The sequence below is a fragment of the Rhizobium sp. BK650 genome (assembly GCF_014195325.1).
Taxonomy (GTDB): domain Bacteria; phylum Pseudomonadota; class Alphaproteobacteria; order Rhizobiales; family Rhizobiaceae; genus Rhizobium.
Window position 1 is genome coordinate 106,502 of sequence record NZ_JACIBK010000001.1, and the last position, 20,533, is coordinate 127,034.

The following is a 20,533-nucleotide window of genomic DNA, read 5'->3' on the forward strand; positions in this document are numbered from 1 at the left end:
GACTTGCTTAGGCGGCATTCTCCTCAGCATCTGCTTGAGCCGGTGCCTCCGCCGGCTTTTTGCGCCAGCCGCGCAGCACGACATAGAAGACCGGCGTCAGGAACAGGCCGAAGAACGTTACGCCCAGCATACCGGAGAAGACGGCCGTGCCAAGCGATTGGCGCATTTCAGCACCGGGGCCGGTGGCGATGGCTAGCGGCAGAACGCCGAAGATGAAGGCGAAGGCCGTCATCAGGATCGGCCGCAGGCGAAGATGACTTGCCTCGATCGCGGCATCCACGGCGCTCTTGCCTTCTTCTTCTGCCTGTCTTGCGAACTCGACGATCAGAATGGCGTTCTTAGCCGCAAGGCCGATCAGGACGATCAGGCCGATTTGCGTCAGGACGTTATTGTCCATTCCTCTCAGCGACACACCGATCAGTGCCGCCAGTACTGCAAGCGGAACGATGAGAATGATCGCCAGAGGCAGGATCCAGCTTTCATATTGTGCCGCCAGCGCGAGGAAGACGAAGATCACCGACAGGGCGAAGATATAGATCGCCGTGTTGCCGGTGTGAGTTTCCTGATAGGCAAGCTCTGTCCATTCGAAGGACGTGCCCGGTGGCAGGATCTGCGCCGCCAGTGCTTCCATCTTCTTGATGGCGTCGCCGGTCGATGTGCCGGGTGTCGGGTTGCCCTGAAGCGGCACCGAGACATACATGTTGTAGCGCTGGACAAGTGCCGGACCGCTGGAATCCTGGATATCCATCAGGGTGCCAAGCGGGACCAACGCGCCGGTTGCCGATCGAACCTTCAACGCGAGAATGTCGTCCCTGTCCATGCGATATTGCCGATCAGCCTGGGCGCGAACCTGGTAGACACGCCCGAACGCATTGAAATCGTTCACATAGGCGACACCGAGATTGATAGACAAGGCGTTGAAGATGTTGGGGATCGGCACGTTCAGGAAACGGGCTTTGTCGCGGTCGATCGCAAGGAAATATTGCGGACTCGCATCCGAGAACGTCGTAAAGACGCCTGTCAGTCCCGGAGCCGTCGCCGCAGCGCCCATCATCTGACGGGCGAGGCCAAGGACACGCGTCATATCAGAGTTTTCAAGATCCAGGATCTGCATCTTGAAACCGCCGGAATTGCCAACGCCGCGCACGGATGGCGGCGGGATGGCAATGATGAAGGCTTCCTGGATGCTTTGCAGCTTGCCGTAAAGCTCGCCGATGATCTTGTTTGCGGTCTCGCCGCCTTCTTCACGTTCCGCAAAGGATTTGAACGGGACGAAGACGACGCCGGCATTCGAGGCATTGGTGAAGGTCGCACCGCTGAAGCCGGCAAATTGCACGGCATTGCCGACACCGGGCACCGTCCGGGCGATCTCGCCAACCTGTTTGACGACGGCATCGGTACGGGCAAGCGAAGCACCGTCAGGAAGCTGGATGACGACGATTGCGTAACCCTGGTCCATGGTCGGGATGAAGCCGGAGGGAACTCTCTGGCCCATATACCAGGTCGCTCCGAGCAGGCAGGCGAAGGCGACCAAGGAGCAGGTCAATCCCACCCAACCGCTGACCAGGTGCCGGACGATCCAAGAATAGCCTGAGCTCAGCCGATCGAACCCGTGGTTGAAGCCGTTTGCAAGGCCGCCTCCAAGCTGGGAGAAGATGTTCTTGCGCCTGGTCTCGTGATCATGGGATTTCAACAAGATCCCCGCCAGCGCAGGCGACAGTGTGAGCGAGTTCAATGCCGAAATGGCTGTCGTGACTGAGATCGTGACTGCGAACTGTCTGTAGAACTGTCCGGAGATGCCTGGAATGAAGGCCGTCGGCACGAATACCGCGATCAGCACCAGCGAGATGGCGACGACGGCAGTGCCGACTTCGTCCATGGTCACATGCGCAGCCTCCTTCGGCGTCATGCCCCGCGCCAGGTTTCGTTCGACATTTTCCACCACCACGATCGCGTCGTCGACGACAATACCAATCGCCAGCACGAGGCCGAACAAGGTGAGCATGTTGAGCGAGAAGCCGAAGGCGAGCAGAATTGCGAAGGTGCCGATCAGCGATACCGGGATGGCGATGATCGGAATGATCGCCGTTCGCCACGATTGCAGGAAGACGAGAACGACGATCGCCACGAGGATCGCCGCCTCAGCGATGGTCCTGTAGACTTCATAGATAGAGTCCGAGATGAATTCGGTCGTATCGTAGACGATGCGATATTCCAGACCCGGCGGGAAATTCTGCGACAGATCCTTCATGATGCCTTGGACCTGATGGGCCGTGTCCAGCGCGTTTGTTCCCGGACGGGCGAAGATGCCGAGAGCGACAGCGGGGTCGTTGTTGAGATAGCTGTTGGTAACGTAATCCTGCGCGCCAAGTTCGATACGTGCGACATCCTGCAGGGCCACGAGCCGGCCGCTGGCTGTCGATTTGACAATGACATAGCGGAACTGCCGCACGTCTGAGAAACGTCCGTCCGTTCGCACCGTGTATTCGAACGCATTCTTGCCTGTAACGGGCGGCGCGCCGATCTTGCCGCCCGACACCTGAACGTTCTGGTCCCTCAACGCGGCGACGACATCATCGGATGTCATTCCGTAGGCGGAGAGCTTTTCAGGGTCCAGCCAAATTCGCATCGAGTACTGGCGCTCACCAAACAGCTGCACGTCGCCCACGCCATCAAGGCGCACGAGAACGTCGCGGATGCGGTTACGGGCGTAGTTCGAGACGTAGAGCTGGTCGTATCGGTGCGACGGCGACAAGAGGTGAACCACCATCATCAGGTCCGGCGAGCTCTTGTCGGTGGTCACGCCGAGTCGCTGGACTTCGTCGGGAAGGCGGGGCAGCGCGATGGAAACGCGGTTCTGAACCAGAACCTGGACCTTGTCGAGATCGGTGCCGAGCTTGAAGGTGATCGTCAGCGACATAGCGCCGTCGGCGCTGGAATAGGAAGACATGTAGAGCATGTCTTCCACGCCGTTGATCTGCTGTTCGAGCGGGGTCGAGACCGTGTCGGCGATCGTCTGCGGGTCGGCACCTGGATAAGAGGTACGCACGACGATGGTCGGCGGCGCGATCTCGGGATATTGAGAGACCGGCAATTGCGTATAGGCGATGCTGCCGACCACGAGAAGAACGATCGAGATGACGGCCGCAAAGATCGGCCGGTCTACGAAGAAATGAGCAAATCTCATTGGCTGCTCTCCGCACCGGCAGCTTCCGGCGGAGCATCGGTTCGCTCCTTCGGCAGTTCGGCCATCTTGGGCGTGACCTTGGCGCCAGGTCGGGCGCGTATCAGGCCGTTGACGATGATCGTCTCGGTGCCATCGAGGCCTTCACGAATGACGCGGTAGCCGTAGAGCCGCGGACCAGGCCGCACAGGCTTGGTCGAAACGGTACCGTCGGCGCCGACGACGTAAACGACACGCTCGTTCTGATCCGAGCTGATTGCTTCGTCGGGGACAAGGATGGCCTGATAGGTGTTTGAGGCTGCGACCTGGATGCGACCGAAGAGGCCTGGCTGAAGCACGAGATCGGGGTTGGGAAAGCGGGCACGCAGACGAATGGTGCCGCTCTCATTGTCGATCCGGTTCTCAGCGAAATCAAGTTTTCCCATGAATGGCTTGGCATTGGGATCCGAGATCGTGACGGTGACGTCGAGCCCGCCGCCGCCCTGCTGGAGATCCTTGCCGAGTTTACGCGCCGTGTCGGCGAAATTCAGCAGCCGGCGCTCGTCGACATCGAAATAGAAGTCGATCGGGTCGAGGGAAACGATCGTTGTCAGCACGGTCTGGTCGGTCTGCACTAGGTTGCCGGCGGAAATCAGGCGGCGGTCGATGCGGCCGCTGAGCGGCGCAACGATCTCCGTATATTCCATGTCGAGAGCGGCGCGATCGGCTGCAGCTTGCGCGCCGCGGACATTGGCTTGGGCCGAATCGAATTCACGGCGGCGATCGTCAAGAGTCTGCGCCGACTGACTGCCACTCGAAGCAAGCGACTGGGCGCGTTTATACTGCGCGTCGGCAAAGACCAGTGCCGATTTCGACGCTTCGAGCGCGGCATTGGCCTGATTGAGGGCGGTTACGAACGGCCGCTGATCGATGACGAACAGGCGGTCCCCCTTCTTCACCAGGGCTCCATCGGTAAAGTCGATTTCTTGCAGGTAGCCACCGACACGCGAGCGGACGGAGACCTCGTCGACAGGCTCGAAGCGACCGATGAATTCGTCATTGTCGACTACGTCGCGTACGACGGGTTTGGCGACGGTGACAGGCGGGGGAGCAGATGCCTGCTGCGCCTCAGCGATAAGCGGCAGAAGGGCTGCAAAGCAGCTGAGCGCCAGTGTCTGTCGAAGCGAATAAGCCATTCCGGTCCCCCTTGCGGGCGGCCGAATGCAGCCGCCTGAACTCATGCCTGAAATAAGCTGTCCGTGCCTGCTGGAACGAAAGCATGAGCCTTCGTCCTAAGTCCGAATTCTACTCATGCGGGGCTACCGGGAAGATGACAGATACAAGGCTGCATCTTCAAATCAACCGGAGCGAGAAAATTCGCTTCTCCGTAACCCACTGAACGCAGACTATAAACGGGAGAATCCAAAAATTGCAAATGCCAATTGAGTGCACGGATGTGGAGTTTCTCAAACCCCTGCATTTCCGGTGAGATCCGCTTTATCACATTGGCGATACGCATTTTGCCCGCCACTCGAACTCTTAAAAAAGCGGGGTCGGAAGCTCCGCCTAATCGTGGGCTGCGGCATTTTGGCTGTAGGCGTGAAATCTTGTGTTGCGTCCTTGTGCATTTGACGTGCTCAATATATGTACCGACATCATAAGGATGCTTATTACTAGCCGGCGAAGGTGTATGACCCACAATCCAACACTTGGGTTTCTTCTGCACGATGTTGCCCGTCTGCTGCGCAAGCGGTTCGAGCAGCGCGCAAAAGACCTTGGGCTGACGCGGTCTCAGTGGCAGACGCTTGCCTACCTCGCCAATAACGAGGGCATTCATCAGAGCGGGCTTGCAGAAATCCTCGAAATCGAGCCGATCACGCTGGTCCGCATCCTCGACAAGCTTGCCGAGCGCGGCCTGATCGAACGCCGCCAGCATCCGACCGACCGGCGTATCTGGCTGCTTTATATGCGTGAAGCAGCCCATCCGATTCTCGCCGAAATGCGCAAAATCGGCGACGTGACCCGCGGCGAAGCTCTGGAAAGCATCACTCCGGACCAGCGCGACCAGCTTTTCGATACCTTATCCGTAATGAAGACGAACTTGGTGCAGGCGTGCCGGTCCCCGGTCGCCGAGAATGAGACGAATCATGGCTGACCAATCCCCTTTGCGCGTCGTGTCCGACGCCAATGCCAAAAAACCTGCCGAAGAAATTATCCAACAACCGGAAACGGTAGCTGAGGCGCCTTCATCCAATTCAGCGCCCGCGGCTGCCGCGGTGGCTGCGCCTGGCGGCAACAAGGTCCGCCGCCGGCGCAGCTTCACTCGCCCCGTTCTGTTTGCGTTTCTCCCCGTGGCGCTCGTCGTCGGCGGTTATTACTACGTCAATGGCGGTCAGATCATGTCGACCGACAATGCCTATATCCAGGCCGATATGGTGGGCATCACGACCGACGTTTCGGGTATCGTCGACAAGATCAACGTGCATGAGAACGAGCAGGTCAAGGCAGGGCAGGTGCTTTTCAGCCTGCAGCCGGATTCCTTCAGGATCGCGCTCGACGGCGCCAAGGCGCAGCTTGGCGCCCAGCGCAACCAGATCATGAACCTCAAGGCCAGCTATCAGCAGTCGCTCGCCGAGATCACGCAGGCCGAAGCCGATCTGCCCTATTACCAGGACCAGTTCGACCGGCAGCAGAATCTCGTGAACAACGGCAGCGCGACGCAGTCAGCCTATGACGAAGCCAAGCATAATCTCGAAGCGGCCCAGCAGAAGGTTTCGGTCGCCAAGGCGCAAGCTGCAACGACGCTTGCCCAGCTCGGCGGCAATGCGGACCAGCCGGTTGAGGAAAACCCGCTCTATCTGCAGGCCAAGTCACAGGTCGACAATGCCCAGCGCGAGCTTGATCACAGCGTCGTCAAGGCGCCTTTCGACGGCATCGTCACCAATGTGAATGCGTTGCAGGTCGGCTCCTATTTGCAGGCTTCGCAGCAGGCCTTCTCGCTGGTTTCGACCTCGCATCTGTGGATTGCCGCGAGCCCCAAGGAAACCGAGCTCACTTACGTCAAGCCCGGCCAGTCGGTCGATATCTATGTCGACACCTATCCGGGCGTCCTGTGGAGAGGCAAGGTCGAGAGCATTAGCCCGGCATCGGGTTCTTCCTTCTCGTTGCTGCCGGCACAGAATACGACCGGCAACTGGGTAAAGGTCGTACAGCGCATTCCAATGCGGGTCAGCATCGACGACTCTCAGGGCAAGCCGCCACTTCGCGTCGGCATGAGCACGGTCGTCGAGGTCGATACCGGCCATGCCCGCGGCCTGCCTGATTTCGTCAACAATCTTCTGGGCCACGGCAAGAGCCACGAGTAACGGCCATGAGCATTGCTCCTGCATCACCGGCAACCCCGGTTGCCAATCGCGGCGCGATCACGGCCTGCGTCATCTTGGCCGTCATCATGCAGGCGCTGGATACGACGATCGCCAACGTGGCGCTGCCCTATATCCAGGGCAGCGTTTCGGCGTCGGCCGACCAAATCAACTGGGTTCTGACGTCCTATATCGTCGCGGCCGCGATCATGACGCCGCCGTCGGGCTTCCTTGCCGCCAAGTTCGGCCGCAAGCGCGTGCTGCTGACGGCGATCGTCGGTTTCGTCGTTGCTTCCGTGCTTTGCGGTCTGGCGCAGTCGCTGCCGCAGATCGTTGCTTTCCGCCTGCTGCAGGGCCTGTTCGGCGCCTCGCTGGTTCCACTTTCCCAGGGCATCCTCCTTGACATCTATTCCGTCGAGGAGCGTGGCTCGGCCATGGCCCTATTCGGCGTCTCGGTCATGGTCGGGCCGGTCCTCGGCCCTGTCATCGGCGGCTGGCTGACGGATAATATCAGCTGGCGCTGGGTCTTTTACATCAACGTGCCGATCGGGGCTCTCGCCTTTGCCGGCATCGTCATCTTCGTTTCGGAAACGAAGAGGGATGCGCTCGCCAAGCTGGACTGGTTCGGCTTCGGGATGATGAGCCTGTTTATCGCCTCACTGCAGCTCTTCCTTGACCGTGGCGAGCAGCTCGACTGGTTTTCCTCCGGCGAAATCATGATCGAAGCGATCGTCTGTGCCGCCGCTTTCTATCTGCTTCTGGTGCATACGCTGACGGCGGAGAAATCCTTCGTCAATCCGCGACTGTTCCTCGACCAGAACTTTACTGTCAGCATGATCTTCATCTTCGTGATCGGCATCACCTATCTCGCCTCACTGGCGCTGATGACGCCCTATCTGCAGACACTGATGGGTTATCCGGTCATTACGGCAGGCATCGTCATGGGGCCACGTGGCTTGGGCACCATGCTATGCATGTTCATCGTCGGTCGACTGATCGGCAAGGTGGATACGCGCTGGCTGTTGCTGCTCGGCCTCGGCCTGACGGCCTGGGCGATGTATGACATGACCGGCTGGACGCCTGACGTGTCGCAGTGGACGATCGTGTCGGTTGGCTTCGTCCAGGGTGCGGGTCTCGGCTTCCTTTTCGTGCCGCTGACGACGATTGCTTTTGCAACGCTGCCGGCCCAGATGCGCGGCGATGGGACGGGCCTTTATAACCTGTCACGCAATATCGGCTCCTCGGTCGGCATCTCGATCGTCTCGGCACTGATCGTCGAGAACACGCAAAGCAATCACGAGTCGATTGCGGCCTATGTGACGCCGTTCAACAGAGCCTTCGATGCGACGGCAGCGCAGGGTCTCAGCCCGCTGACCGCAGTCGGCCGCGCGGCCCTCAATGAGGTCATCACGCTGCAGTCGACCATCATCGCCTATATGGATGACTTCAAGCTGCTGATGCTGATGTCACTGGCAGTGATGCCGCTGGTGCTGCTGCTGCGCAAGCCTAAGGCCGCCCCAGCCATGGACCACAGTGCCGTCATGGAATGACAGCCAAGACCCACTCAGCGAAACGGCTTACTTAGATATCGCGATCCCTGAATGCCGAAGCGCCACGGTGCTTCGGCATTTTTCGTGATGCCTATGCGCTTGCCCGAGACGATTGGCACGGGTGCAGACGGCGAGATCGCATAAGGCATTTGATCGAGCGCTCGATCATTGATGGAGATATCGATGCCGAGCGCCTGGCAAAGTTTGCCCGGGCCGCTGCAGAGCTGGGTCAGCACATCGGTGCCTCTTCGCTCCATCATGTCGGGCATCCCGATTTCCGGCTCCAGCGCACGGATTAGCACCGCCGAACCCGGCGTGCAGACAAAGTTCAGACACCAGTACATGCCGTAGATGCGGTAGATGTAGACATTGCCGGGACGGCCATACATGGCGCCGTTGCGCTTCGTCGGACCGCGGAAACTGTGGGAGGCTTCGTCGTCAGGGTTATAGGCTTCCGTCTCCGTGATCCGTCCGCCCGAACCGTTGACCGTCAGATGGTAACCGAGCAGATCGCGAGCGACTTCGATCGCATCGCGTTCGAAGAAATGGCGCAGGCTTTCCCCGGCGAGCGGGCCGGCGCCGATCGCGCCTTTGATCATCTCTATGCTCATGGAGATTGGCGATACCATTCCCATCGACCGTCTGTCACCCGAACAATGTATGGCTCGTTACTTCAACAGTATCATTTCGGCGCGGATCTAGTGGCCGGCGCTGGGGTCGCGCATCGGAATGGAAGATACGGTGACGGAGACCGGATCGCTTGCCGGGAAGGAATCTTCGAGGCCTTCGTTCAGTTCTTCCTCCAGTAAGGCGGCATCCTTGCTGCGGGCGCTGTCGCCGTGGACGGGTTCGAATGCCGAGCTCAAAAGCGCCTTGGCTTTGGCGATGGCATTGTCGTTCGTGAGGTCGGGGGCTTCGCGCAGGGTCACCGCAATCCGGTCCTCACCCTCTCCGCCAAATTCGACAACAAAGCCCACGTCGGTCTGGTAGACCATGATATCGCTGAGTGCCACGTCTGTTCCTCCGAAAGCGCTAATAGGAGTGAACCGTGTTTTCGGCATTTTGTCGAGCAAAGACCTTGACCAGCCAATCGATGAAGACGCGCACCCGCGGTGAAAGCTGGCGGTTTCGCGGATAGAGCAACGAAACCGGCGTTTGCGTGAGCGGAAAATCTGCAAGCACTTCGACGAGAGCGCCGGCAGCGAGATCCTGTTCGGCGTGATAACGTGGGATTTGGACTATGCCGAGACCCATGCGGGCGGCGGAAATATAGCTTTCAGCGGCGTTGACGGTTACGGTCGCCGGAATGGCGATGTTGCGGACGCTGCCGTCCACGATGAACTCGAGCGGCAGCGGACCTGTGCTGCCGGTTGCGCGGAAGCCGACCATGCGATGTGCCTTGAGCCTGTCGGGATGTTCAGGATTGCCGAAGGCGGCGATGTAGGACGGTGAGGCTAAGGTGACCTCGTCCAGCATCGCGACGCGGCGGGCGACCATGTCGCTGTCCTGCGGCACCCCGACCCGCAGCACGCAATCGATGCCTTCGCGCACCAGGTCCACCAGTCGGTCGCCTTCGCTCATGTAGAATTCGATATCGGGGTAGGTCTCCAAAAATGACGGCAGGCTCGGCAGTACGAAATGCCGGGCAAGCGTGCCATGTACGTCTACCCGCAGCAGCCCTTTCGGCTTGGCGCCGGCAAAGGCACCTTCGGCATCTTCGATGTCGGCGAGTATCGACAGGCAGCGCTGATAGTAGGCTTCGCCGTCGAGCGTCGGGCTGACATGGCGCGTCGTGCGCTGGAGCAGGCGCACGCCAAGGCGAGCTTCCAGTTGTTTGACGGCATCCGTCACAGTCGAACGCGGCAGGCCGGTATCTTCGGCTGCGAGCGTGAAGCTGCGGCGCTCCACGACGCGGGAAAAGACCCGCATGGCGTCAAATCTGTCCATATTATTTTGTTCGTGTTTCGCGGATAGTGATGTCGAATAATGACCGATTATCCGCCAAATGAAAAGGGACATCTTCTTCTCATCGAAAGGGCGCTGCGGTGCCGAACCAAAGGAGAAGAAAATGTCTGCCAATCAAAACAAGGTCGCTCTCGTCACCGGCGCTTCCCGTGGCATCGGTGCTTCGATTGCAGAGCGTCTCGCAAAGGACGGTTTCACCGTCGTCATCAACTATGCCGGCAACGCTGCGCTCGCCGAAGAGCTCGCCCAGAAGATCGAGAAAGCCGGCGGGAAGGCACTGACGGCACAGGGCGATGTCGCCGATACGGAGGCTGTGCGCCGCATGTTCGACGCGGCAGAGGCAGCCTTCGGCGGTGTCGACGTCCTCGTCAACAATGCCGGTATCATGTTGCTCTCGCGCCTTGCCGATGTCGATGACGCCACCTTCGATCGCCAGATCAGCGTCAACCTCAAGGGCACGTTCAATACGCTGCGTGAGGCTGCCAAGCGTCTACGTGACGGTGGCCGGGTCATCAACTTCTCAAGCTCGGTCGTCGGCCTGAAGCCGGAAACCTACAGCGTCTACGCCGCCACCAAGGCGGCCGTGGAGACGATGGGGGCCATCCTGTCCAAGGAAATGCGTGGCCGTCATATCACCGTCAATACGGTTGCTCCCGGCCCGACGGCCACCGACCTCTTCCTCACCGGTAAGAGCGACGAGCTGATCGAGCGCCTTGCCAAGGCCAACCCCCTCGAGCGCCTGGGTACGCCCGAGGATATTGCCGGCGTCGTTGCCTTCCTCGCCGGCCCTGACGGCGCCTGGGTTAACGGTCAGGTGCTGCGCGCCAACGGCGGCATGGTCTGACGCAAATGCGTGGCGGTGCCGCACCGCCACGCTCTTCCCTCGCATTCTTTCCGTCAACCCCATTCGAATAGCCAGCCCCCCGAATAGAAGGAATAGGATCATGAGCAAGCAAGTCATCGTCATCACCGGTGCTTCAAGCGGTTTCGGCGCTCTTGCAGCCCGCGCGCTCGCCAAGGAAGGCCACACCGTGTACGCATCGATGCGTGAGACCGAAGGCCGCAACCGGCCGCAGGTCGAGGCAGTCGAAGCCTTCTCCAAAGAAAACGGCGTCGAGCTGAAAGCCGTCGAACTGGATGTCGCGTCCGATGTCTCCGTCGAAGCCGGTATCGCCACGGTGATCGCCGCCGAAAGCCACATCGATACAATCATCCACAATGCCGGCCACATGTCCTTCGGCCCGGCCGAAGCATTTACGCCGGAGCAATATGCCGAACTTTTCGATATCAACGTGCTTTCCACCCAACGCGTGAATCGGGCAGTGCTGCCGCACCTGCGCAAACAGGGCAGGGGTCTCATTGTCTGGGTTTCCTCATCGAGCACCCGTGGCGGTACACCTCCCTACCTTGCTCCCTATTTCGCTGCCAAGGCTGCCATGGACTCGCTTGCCGTCTCCTATGCCAGTGAATTGACCCGTTGGGGTATCGAAACCGCAATCATCGTTCCCGGCGCCTTCACCAAGGGCACAAACCACTTCGCCCATTCCGGTTCACCGGCTGATACGGCGCGCGCTGCCGACTATAATGAAGGTCCTTACAAGGGCCTGTCGGAACAAGCGCTGAAGGGTCTTGCTTCGCTCGAACCTGAGGACGCAGATGCCTCCGCCGTCGCGACGGCCATCGCCGATGTGGTGAACATGCCCTTCGGCAAGCGGCCGTTCCGCACCCATATCGATCCGTCCGAAGATGGGGCTGAGATTGTCAACGGCGTTGCAGATCGTGTGCGTGCCGAACTCTTCCGCCGCATCGGCATCGAGGATCTGCTGAAGCCTGTTATCAACGGATAACCGTCTGTCGCAAAGTTGTGAACGGCAGCCCCTTACTATCCCGCCAAGCGCACCTATATCAGCATAGACGGAGGCGGACGGTTTTCCTGCTGTCGGTCTCCTGACCTCCACTCCAGGGCCTGCCGCGCCTTTTCCTGCGGCGCGACAGGCCTCAAGTTTCAGACATCAGATCAAGCCCGTGACGGTTATCCCTCCCATCACGGGCTGCTTCTTTTGTCAGCGCGCGTTGAGTTTGGCGTCTGCCAACAGTTTCACCAGCCAATCGACGAAGACGCGGACCTTGTTGCTGAGATGCCGGTTCGGCGGATAGACGACGTAAAGCGGCAGCGACTCGCGCGTCCATTCAGTCAATGTCTGAACCAGTTCCCCCTTTGCCAATGGCTCGCGCGCCATGAAGATCGGGATTTGGGCGAGGCCTAGGCCGGCGAGCGCCGCCGTCATGTAGGTGCGGCTATCGTTTACGGAGAGAATGTAGCGCGGCTTGACTTCGATGATCTCGTTGCCCTTGCGGAATTCGAACGGTACCGTGCGATTGTTCTGTGCACGGAAATAGTTGACCGAATAATGTTCGGTTTCAAGCTCTTCCGGCCGTTGCGGCAGGCCGAATTTCTCTACATAGAGGGGTGCGGCGCAAGTGATCATTTCGATTTCGGAAACGCGTCTTGCAATTAGGGACTGATCGGCCGGAGTGCCGGCACGCAACGCACAGTCGACGTTTTCCGCAAGATAGTCGACGGTGCGGTCGCCGACGCCGAGGTCGATGCGGATATCGGGATAACGTTGATAAAAGTCGCAGAGCGCCGGTACCAGGATGGAATCGGCAAAGGCACCGGCCATCTCGACGCGTAGTCTTCCCGTCGGCAGACTTTGCGAATTGGAAAGGCTGCCGTCCAGTTCTTCTAGCTCGGAAATGATCTGCGCGGCGCGTTCGTAATACAGGGCCCCGTCCGTCGTCACCATGACACGGCGTGTGGTACGGTTGAGAAGCTTGGTGCGCAGATGCGCTTCAAGCCCCTGGATGAGATTGGTCACCGTCGCCTTGGGCATGGCGAGCATGTCGGCGGCGCGGGTGAAATTGCCCGTCTCCACTACGCGGATGAAGACGCGCATTGCCGAGAGCTGATCCATCGGTTCAAGTCCGCAGTTTGCATTGCAACATTGTTCGGGATTTGGAATAGTGTAATCGCGATATCGCTTCTTATTCCCTGATTTGAATAACAATATCTTTTTATTGCAAAATGCAAGAGGCGGACGTTGTCCCTCGAATGCAAAAGTAGCGAAGAGATAGAGACGATGGTGCCCGAAATCAAAGACATGGTGCTGGAAAAGGTGGCCGCCGGCCCCGTTTCTGCGCGTGTCTATATGGGCGCCGATTTCGGCAAGGGTCCGCCGATCGTCCTCTATCTGCATGGAGGAGCGTTTCTGGACAACGATCCGAAGGCCGATCGTCCGATTGCAAACAGCCTCGCAAAAGCCGGTGCGATAGTGGTTTCCGCCGACTACAGTACGCTTTCGGGTAACGTCTTTCCGAAGGCGCTCGAAGTTTCCTACTCGATCTTTTCTTACCTTGCCCTCAAGAAGGCTGGTCTCGGCGACCGCAAGTCGCTGCTTTTCGTTGCCGGCGAAGAGGCAGGCGGTAACGTCGCCGCCGGTGTTGCGTTGAAAGCGCGTGACCAGATGCCGGATTCGCTCGACGGCCAGATCCTGCTTTCTCCTCTTCTCGACCCGTTCATGGGAACGTCTTCGATCCGCAAGGCGGACAAGATCGGCATGCGCCAACGCTGGACGGAAGGCTGGAGCCATTATCTGAGTGGTGGCGGCTGCCATCCCTATGCTGCGCCGTGTCTCTGTTCGCGCATATCAGGTGTTGCGCCGGCGCTAATTTTTACAGCGGAGGATGATCCGCTGCACGACGAAACTGTCGGTTACGCCGCTCGCCTGAAGAAGGCCGGCGTTGGCGTGCGCCAGCATGTTCTCCCCGCCGGGACAGGCTGGCCTTCAATTTATGGCGGAAAATCTGAGGGAACTTCGACCTGGCAGGACAACGTCAGCCGCCATTTTGGAGATTTCCTTCAGGACGTGAGCGTTCAGCCACAATTGCATTGACGACGAACTGATTTTTTACGGCCGTTTGGGCCGCAAGGAGAGTACCAATGACGTCCAAAAATAAGCGCTGGGCCCTTGTGGGCGCCGGCCTGGGCCTAGTTGCGTCCGTTTCGGCCGCAGCGATCTTTTTCGAACTGCCGATGAGCGCAACCGCTACGGCCGCCTCCGAGCCTGCGCAGCCTCCAGCTGTGCCGGTAACAGTTGCTGTCGTCGCTAGCCGCGACGTGACGAACTGGGAGAGCTTCTCCGGTCGACTGGAAGCTATCGACCGCGTGCAGGTCCGTCCTCGCGTTGGAGGCGCGATCCAGTCCGTGCATTTCCGCGAAGGCGCCTTGGTGAAACAGGGCGACCTGTTGTTTACCATCGATCCGGCTCCCTATCAGGCGGCCGTCTCGCAGGCACAGGGTCAGGTCGCTTCGGCCGAAGCCAAGGTCAGCCTGGCGCAGACCGAGCTCGATCGCGGCCGCCGTCTCTCGGACAACCGGACGATCTCGCAGAGCGATCTCGACCAGCGTCAGAGCACCCTGGCGGAAGCCCGGGCGAGCTTGCGCTCTGCGCAGGCGGCGCTCCAGTCCGCTCAACTCGATCTTGACTACACACAGGTACGTGCTCCGGTTTCCGGGCGTATTGGCAAGATCGAGGTCACGGTCGGCAACATTGTCGCGGCCGGTTCGGCTTCGCCCGAGTTGACGACCCTCGTCTCCGTCGATCCGATCTATGCGAGCTTCAATGCAAGCGAAGAGATGGTCACGAAGGCTCTCTCCGAGCTTCCGGCAACTAACGCGGCACTGCCGGCCGTCGAGCAGATTCCGGTTGAAATCGGCACGCTCGCCGATGAGGGGACGCCGATCAAGGGCAAGCTGCAGCTCGTCGACAACGAGGTTGACGCCGCCAGCGGCACCATTGCAGTGCGGGCAGTCTTCGACAATCCCGGTGGCAGGCTGATCCCCGGCCAGTTCGTGCGGGTGCGTATGGGTCAGCCGAAGGCCGAGAACAAGATCGTCATCAGTGACCGCGCGGTCGGCACCGACCAGGACAAGAAATTCGTCTTCGTCGTGGATGATCAGAACAAGGTCAACTACCGGCAGATCAAGCTCGGTGCGCTTTTCGATGGCCAGCGCGTGGTCGAAGGGGGCCTCGAAGTCGGAGACAAGATCGTCGTCAATGGCCTTCAGCGTATCCGTCCGGGTGCAGTCGTAGCGCCCCAGATGGAAGAGAAGGTCGCGACCGCTCAGTAGATTTGCGCCTCCTTCCCTCGGGGAGGCGGCCGTCGTCCCAGATAACATGACCTGCCGGTGCGGCTTGGAGCCACCGGCAAGGGACTTTGCATCCATGTTCACCCCGGAGAGGGCCTTGAAATGAACATATCCAGATTCTTTATCGACCGCCCGGTCTTTGCCGGTGTTCTTTCGGTCCTCACCGTGGTCGCCGGCCTCATCTGCCTCCGGGCGCTGCCGATCTCCGAATATCCCGAGGTCGTGCCGCCGTCCATCGTAGTCCATGCCACCTATCCCGGCGCAAACCCGTCCGTTATCGCCGAAACGGTAGCCACACCGCTGGAAGAACAGATCAACGGCGTTGAGGGCATGCTCTACATGGCGAGCCAGGCGACGTCTGATGGCGCCTTGAACGTCACCGTCACCTTCAAGCTCGGCACCGACCCGGACAAGGCGCAGCAGCTCGTCCAGAATCGCGTGTCGCAGGCCGAACCGCGCCTGCCGGCGGAAGTTCGCGCGCTTGGCATCACAACGGTCAAGAGTTCGCCTAATTTCATCGTGGTTGTGAACCTCGTCTCTGATGGAGACAGCCATGACATCACCTATCTGCGCAATTATGCGACACTGAACATCAAGGACCGGCTCGCCCGCATCGCCGGTGTCGGTCAGGTGCAGGTCTTTGGCGCCGGCGACTATTCGATGCGCGTGTGGATCGATCCGCAGAAGGCCGCCGAGCATAACCTTGCCGCCGGTGATATCAGCAACGCGATCAGCTCGCAGAACGTTCAGGCCGCTGCCGGCATCATTGGTGCCTCGCCAAGCCAGCCGGGCGTCGATCTTCAGCTCAACGTGAATGCCCAGGGTCGTCTGCGCACTCCTGAGGAATTTGGCAACATCATCGTCAAGACGGGCGCCAATGGCGAGATCACCCGTCTGCGCGACGTTGCGCGGATCGAACTCGGCGCTGCCGACTACACGTTGCGCTCGCTGCTCGACGGCAAGCCGGCTGTCGCGGTCGCCGTTCTTCAGGCGCCGGGTTCGAACGCCATCGAGATCGCCGACAACGTCCGCGCGACCATGGATCAGTTGCAGCTCGCCATGCCGTCAGGTGTGAAGTACGAGATTGTCTATGATACGACGAAGTTCGTTCGCTCCTCGATCGAAAAGGTCATCGATACGCTGCTCGAAGCCATCGCGCTCGTCGTTCTCGTCGTCATCCTGTTCCTGCAGACATGGCGCGCCTCGATCATCCCGCTGATTGCCGTTCCGGTATCCATCATCGGTACATTCGCGGTCATGTATATGTTCGGCTTCTCGATCAATGCGCTCAGCCTTTTCGGCCTCGTGCTGGCGATCGGTATCGTCGTCGACGATGCAATCGTCGTCGTCGAAAACGTCGAACGCAACATCGAGGCCGGACTCAGTCCGCGTCAGGCGACCTATAAGGCAATGAAGGAAGTCTCCGGCCCAATCATCGCGATCGCGCTGGTGCTTGTCGCGGTCTTCGTCCCGCTCGCCTTCATCTCCGGCCTGTCGGGTCAGTTCTATCGCCAGTTCGCGCTGACGATCGCGATCTCGACGGTCATTTCCGCCTTTAACTCGCTGACCCTGTCGCCGGCTCTCGCCGCCCTTCTCCTGAAAGGTCACCATGCGCCGAAGGACTGGTTGACGCGGTTCATGGACGCGATCTTCGGCTGGTTCTTCCGCGGCTTCAACCGCGCTTTCGGCGCCGGTTCGAATGCCTATGGCAAGAGCATTGGCGGTCTGGTATCGCGCAAGAGCATCGTCATGGTGATCTATCTTGCGCTTGTCGGTGCGACCTACAGCATCTTCAATACGGTTCCCGGCGGCTTCGTGCCGTCGCAGGACAAGCAGTATCTGATCGGCTTTGCCCAGCTGCCGGACGCCGCCAGTCTCGACCGCACTGAAGATGTCATCAAGCGCATGACCGACATCGCCTTGAAGCAGCCGGGCGTCGCCAATGCGATCGCCTTCCCGGGCCTGTCGATCAACGGCTTCACCAACTCGTCGAATGCCGGCATTGTCTTCGTGACGCTGAAGGATTTCGAGGAGCGCAAGACACCTGATCTTTCAGGCGGGGCAATTGCCATGGCCCTGAACCAGAAGTTCGGCGCCATACAAGATGCCTTCATCGCCATGTTCCCGCCGCCGCCCGTCAACGGCCTCGGTACGACGGGTGGTTTCAAGCTGCAGATCGAAGATCGTGCTGGTCTTGGCAACCAGGCGCTGGACGAAGCCACCAAGGCCGTGCTTGCCAAGGCCTATCAGACGCCTGAGCTGGCTGGCCTGTTCTCCAGCTTCCAGATCAACGTGCCGCAGCTCTACGCTGACCTCGACCGCGCCAAGGCCGAGCAGCTCGGGGTTTCCGTCACCGACGTCTTCCAGACGCTGCAGATCTATCTCGGTTCGCTCTACGTGAACGACTTCAACGCTTTCGGCCGCACCTACAGCGTCCGTGTGCAGGCTGATGCCAAGTTCCGTGCCCAACCGGAAGATATCGGCCAGTTGAAGGTTCGTTCGGCATCGGGCCAGATGATCCCGCTTGCAGCGCTCCTGAAGGTGAATGCCAGCACCGGCCCCGAGCGTGCGAACCGCTACAACGGCTTCCTCGCTGCCGACATCAATGGCGGTCCGGCGCCAGGCTTCTCGTCAGGTCAGGCTCAGGCGGCGATTGAGAAGATCCTGCATGAAACGCTGCCCTCGGGTATCGACTTCGAGTGGACGGACCTGACCTACCAGCAGATCCTTGCCGGTAATTCCAGCGTCGTCGTCTTTCCGCTGGCGCTGCTGCTCGTCTTCCTGGTGCTTGCTGCCCAGTATGAGAGCCTGACGCTACCGCTTGCGATCATCATGATCGTGCCGATGGGTGTCCTAGCCGCCTTGACCGGCGTCTGGCTCACCGGTGGAGACAACAACATCTTCACGCAGATCGGCCTGGTTGTCCTTGTCGGTCTATCGGCCAAGAACGCAATCCTGATCGTGGAATTTGCCCGCGAACTGGAGTTCGAAGGCAGGACGCCGCGTGAAGCCGCCATCGAGGCCAGCCGCCTGCGTCTGCGCCCGATCCTGATGACGTCGATGGCCTTTATCATGGGCGTCGTGCCGCTTGTCACCTCGACGGGTGCGGGTTCGGAAATGCGCGCCGCCATGGGTATCGCGGTCTTCTCGGGCATGATCGGCGTGACCTTCTTCGGCATCTTCATGACGCCGGTGTTCTACGTGCTCCTGCGCCGGATGACGGGCAACCGTCCGCTCATCCAGCACAACGACAATCATCCGCAGGATGAAGACGACCATATGAAGGTCGCTGCGGAGTAATCTCTCCTTTGTCGGGTAAATCGGGCGGGGACTTCGGTCCTCGCTCGTTTCGTTTTGACGCATACGACAAATATGCGTTACGTCCATCAAAACGGTTGCATGCTGAGGTGAGGGGGATATCAAGGGCAGGCAACAATTCGGGAGGGCTGGAATGCCCGACCGGGAGGAAAGAAATGGCCGATATCAAGACCGCAAAGCGCCGCCTGCGTTCGCAGGATTGGTTCGATAACCCCGATCATATCGACATGACGGCGCTCTATTTGGAGCGTTTCATGAACTACGGGGTGACACCGGAGGAGCTGCGGTCCGGCAAGCCGATCATCGGCATTGCCCAGAGTGGCAGCGATCTGACACCGTGCAATCGTGTCCATATCGAGCTCGCCAAGCGTGTGCGTGACGGCATTCGCGATGCAGGCGGCATTCCGATTGAATTTCCGACCCATCCAATTTTTGAGAATTGCAAGCGGCCGACGGCGGCACTCGACCGCAATCTCGCCTATCTCGGACTCGTCGAAATCCTCTACGGCTATCCACTCGATGGCGTCGTGTTGACGACCGGCTGCGACAAGACGACGCCTTCGGCGATCATGGCGGCCTCGACGGTCGACATCCCGGCGATCGTCCTCTCCGGCGGACCAATGCTCGATGGCTGGCATGAAGGAAAACTCGCGGGCTCGGGCATGGCGATCTGGCAGTCGCGCCGGAAGCTCGCAGCCGGCGAGATCGATGAAGAGGAATTCCTGCAGACAGCGCTCGATTCAGCGCCTTCCGTGGGGCATTGCAACACGATGGGCACGGCCTCGACTATGAATGCGCTGGCCGAAGCGCTCGGCCTGTCGCTGACCGGGTGCGGCAACATCCCCGCTGCCTATCGGGAGCGTGGCCAGATGGCTTATCGCACCGGCCGTCGCGCCGTCGAAATCGTATTCGAAGACCTGAAGCCGTCGGATATCCTGACACGAGAAGCCTTCCTCAATGCCATCAAGACCAATTCGGCAATCGGCGGATCGACCAATGCCCAGCCGCATCTTGCCGCCATGGCGAAACATGCAGGCGTCGAGCTATATCCCGACGATTGGCAGGTGCATGGCTTCGACATCCCGCTGCTGGCTAACGTACAGCCGGCAGGAGCCTATCTAGGCGAGAAGTTTCATCGCGCCGGCGGTACGCCCGCCGTCATGTGGGAACTGCTGCAGGCCGGCAAGCTCGACGGTGACTGTCGTACAGTCACCGGCAAGACCATGGCGGAGAATCTTCAAGGGCGGGAGGCGCGCGACCGCGATGTCATCAAGCCCTATAACGAGCCTTTGATGGAACGCGCCGGCTTCCTCGTTCTTAAGGGTAATCTCTTTGATTTCGCCATCATGAAGATGAGCGTCGTGTCCGAAGATTTCCGTAAGCGTTATCTGCAGGAGCCAGGACGTGAGGGAATCTTCGAAGGCAGGGCTGTCATCTTTGACGGTTCGGAGGATTACCACAAGCGCATCAACGATCCGGAGCTTGGCATAGACGAAAATACGATCCTCGTCATCCGCGGCGCCGGTCCGCTGGGTTGGCCGGGTTCTGCCGAAGTCGTCAACATGCAGCCGCCGGATCATCTTTTGAAGCGCGGCATCAGGAGCCTGCCGACGATCGGAGACGGGCGTCAGTCCGGCACTTCGGATAGTCCTTCGATTCTCAACGCCTCGCCGGAAAGTGCGGCAGGCGGTGGCTTGGCCTGGCTCAGGACCGGCGACATCATTCGCATCGATTTCAATCGGGGCCGTTGCGATATGCTGGTTGATGAGGCCGAAATCGAGCGGCGCAGGGGTGATGGAATCCCGCCGGTGCCGGCCGACGCAACACCGTGGCAGCGCATCTATCGCAGCACGGTGACTCAGCTTTCGGACGGTGCTGTCATCGAGGGGGCGGCTGACTTCCGTCAGATTGCCAAGAACCCACCGCGACACAATCACTAATTGAGAGAATTCTCCGGCTAAAACAA

At 59.8% G+C, this 20,533-nt stretch carries 15 protein-coding genes; 9 read left to right on the forward strand and 6 right to left on the reverse strand.

What is annotated here, in order from left to right; translation table 11 throughout:
- Positions 1-7 precede the first annotated feature (7 nt).
- On the reverse strand, positions 8-3,187 hold the full coding sequence (locus FHX15_RS00500; protein ID WP_184392723.1) for an efflux RND transporter permease subunit: 3,180 nt from the start codon (positions 3,185-3,187) through the stop codon (positions 8-10).
- Complete coding sequence (locus FHX15_RS00505; RefSeq protein ID WP_184392725.1) at positions 3,184-4,359, reverse strand: efflux RND transporter periplasmic adaptor subunit; 1,176 nt, start codon at positions 4,357-4,359, stop codon at positions 3,184-3,186. Before FHX15_RS00505 ends, FHX15_RS00500 begins: the two co-directional genes overlap by 4 nt.
- Before the next feature lie 494 nt (positions 4,360-4,853).
- Here FHX15_RS00505 and FHX15_RS00510 point away from each other — a divergent pair, with 494 nt between their 5' ends.
- From FHX15_RS00510 to FHX15_RS00520, 3 genes are read left to right on the forward strand one after another with little or no spacing between them, the layout of a single operon-like run.
- Positions 4,854-5,318 carry a MarR family winged helix-turn-helix transcriptional regulator gene (locus FHX15_RS00510; protein WP_184392726.1) on the forward strand — a complete coding sequence of 155 codons (465 nt, stop codon included), beginning with the start codon at positions 4,854-4,856 and terminating at the stop codon, positions 5,316-5,318.
- Entirely contained in the window at positions 5,311-6,528 is a 1,218-nt protein-coding gene (locus FHX15_RS00515; protein ID WP_184392728.1) for an HlyD family secretion protein, read from the forward strand. Before FHX15_RS00510 ends, FHX15_RS00515 begins: the two co-directional genes overlap by 8 nt.
- Before the next feature lie 5 nt (positions 6,529-6,533).
- Positions 6,534-8,075, forward strand: coding sequence for a DHA2 family efflux MFS transporter permease subunit (locus FHX15_RS00520; protein ID WP_184392730.1), 1,542 nt, complete (start codon positions 6,534-6,536; stop codon positions 8,073-8,075).
- 14 nt (positions 8,076-8,089) lie between these two features.
- On the opposite strand, the gene FHX15_RS00525 is transcribed toward FHX15_RS00520, so the two are convergent.
- From FHX15_RS00525 to FHX15_RS00535, 3 genes are all read right to left on the reverse strand, one after another.
- Positions 8,090-8,674, reverse strand: a complete 585-nt coding sequence (locus FHX15_RS00525) for a DNA-3-methyladenine glycosylase (protein ID WP_246778840.1) — start codon at positions 8,672-8,674, stop codon at positions 8,090-8,092.
- Positions 8,675-8,773: 99 nt separating this feature from the next.
- Complete coding sequence (locus FHX15_RS00530; RefSeq protein ID WP_184392735.1) at positions 8,774-9,088, reverse strand: hypothetical protein; 315 nt, start codon at positions 9,086-9,088, stop codon at positions 8,774-8,776.
- A gap of 19 nt (positions 9,089-9,107) precedes the next feature.
- Positions 9,108-10,022: a LysR family transcriptional regulator gene (locus FHX15_RS00535; protein WP_184392737.1), complete on the reverse strand. Its 915-nt coding sequence runs from the start codon at positions 10,020-10,022 to the stop codon at positions 9,108-9,110.
- 121 nt (positions 10,023-10,143) lie between these two features.
- Between FHX15_RS00535 and FHX15_RS00540 the strand changes: the two genes are divergently transcribed.
- Entirely contained in the window at positions 10,144-10,884 is a 741-nt protein-coding gene (locus tag FHX15_RS00540; RefSeq protein ID WP_184392739.1) for an SDR family oxidoreductase, read from the forward strand.
- 100 nt (positions 10,885-10,984) lie between these two features.
- Positions 10,985-11,887 (forward strand): SDR family oxidoreductase, encoded by a 903-nt coding sequence (locus tag FHX15_RS00545; protein WP_184392741.1) that lies wholly within the window; start codon positions 10,985-10,987, stop codon positions 11,885-11,887.
- 216 nt (positions 11,888-12,103) lie between these two features.
- Here the strand turns inward: FHX15_RS00545 and FHX15_RS00550 are convergent, their stop codons facing one another.
- The gene (locus tag FHX15_RS00550) at positions 12,104-13,015 is read right to left on the reverse strand and encodes a LysR family transcriptional regulator (protein ID WP_184392742.1); all 912 of its coding nucleotides are present in this window, start codon (positions 13,013-13,015) and stop codon (positions 12,104-12,106) included.
- Positions 13,016-13,180: 165 nt separating this feature from the next.
- Here FHX15_RS00550 and FHX15_RS00555 point away from each other — a divergent pair, with 165 nt between their 5' ends.
- From FHX15_RS00555 to FHX15_RS00570, 4 genes are all read left to right on the forward strand, one after another.
- A complete protein-coding gene (locus tag FHX15_RS00555; protein ID WP_184392744.1) occupies positions 13,181-13,993 on the forward strand; it encodes an alpha/beta hydrolase fold domain-containing protein in 813 nt (270 codons plus the stop codon).
- A 47-nt stretch (positions 13,994-14,040) separates the two neighbouring features.
- Positions 14,041-15,231, forward strand: coding sequence for an efflux RND transporter periplasmic adaptor subunit (locus FHX15_RS00560; RefSeq protein WP_184392746.1), 1,191 nt, complete (start codon positions 14,041-14,043; stop codon positions 15,229-15,231).
- Between the two features lie 120 nt (positions 15,232-15,351).
- Entirely contained in the window at positions 15,352-18,549 is a 3,198-nt protein-coding gene (locus tag FHX15_RS00565; RefSeq protein WP_184392748.1) for an efflux RND transporter permease subunit, read from the forward strand.
- 173 nt (positions 18,550-18,722) lie between these two features.
- Entirely contained in the window at positions 18,723-20,507 is a 1,785-nt protein-coding gene (locus FHX15_RS00570) for an IlvD/Edd family dehydratase (protein WP_184392750.1), read from the forward strand.
- The last annotated feature ends 26 nt before the right edge of the window (positions 20,508-20,533 follow it).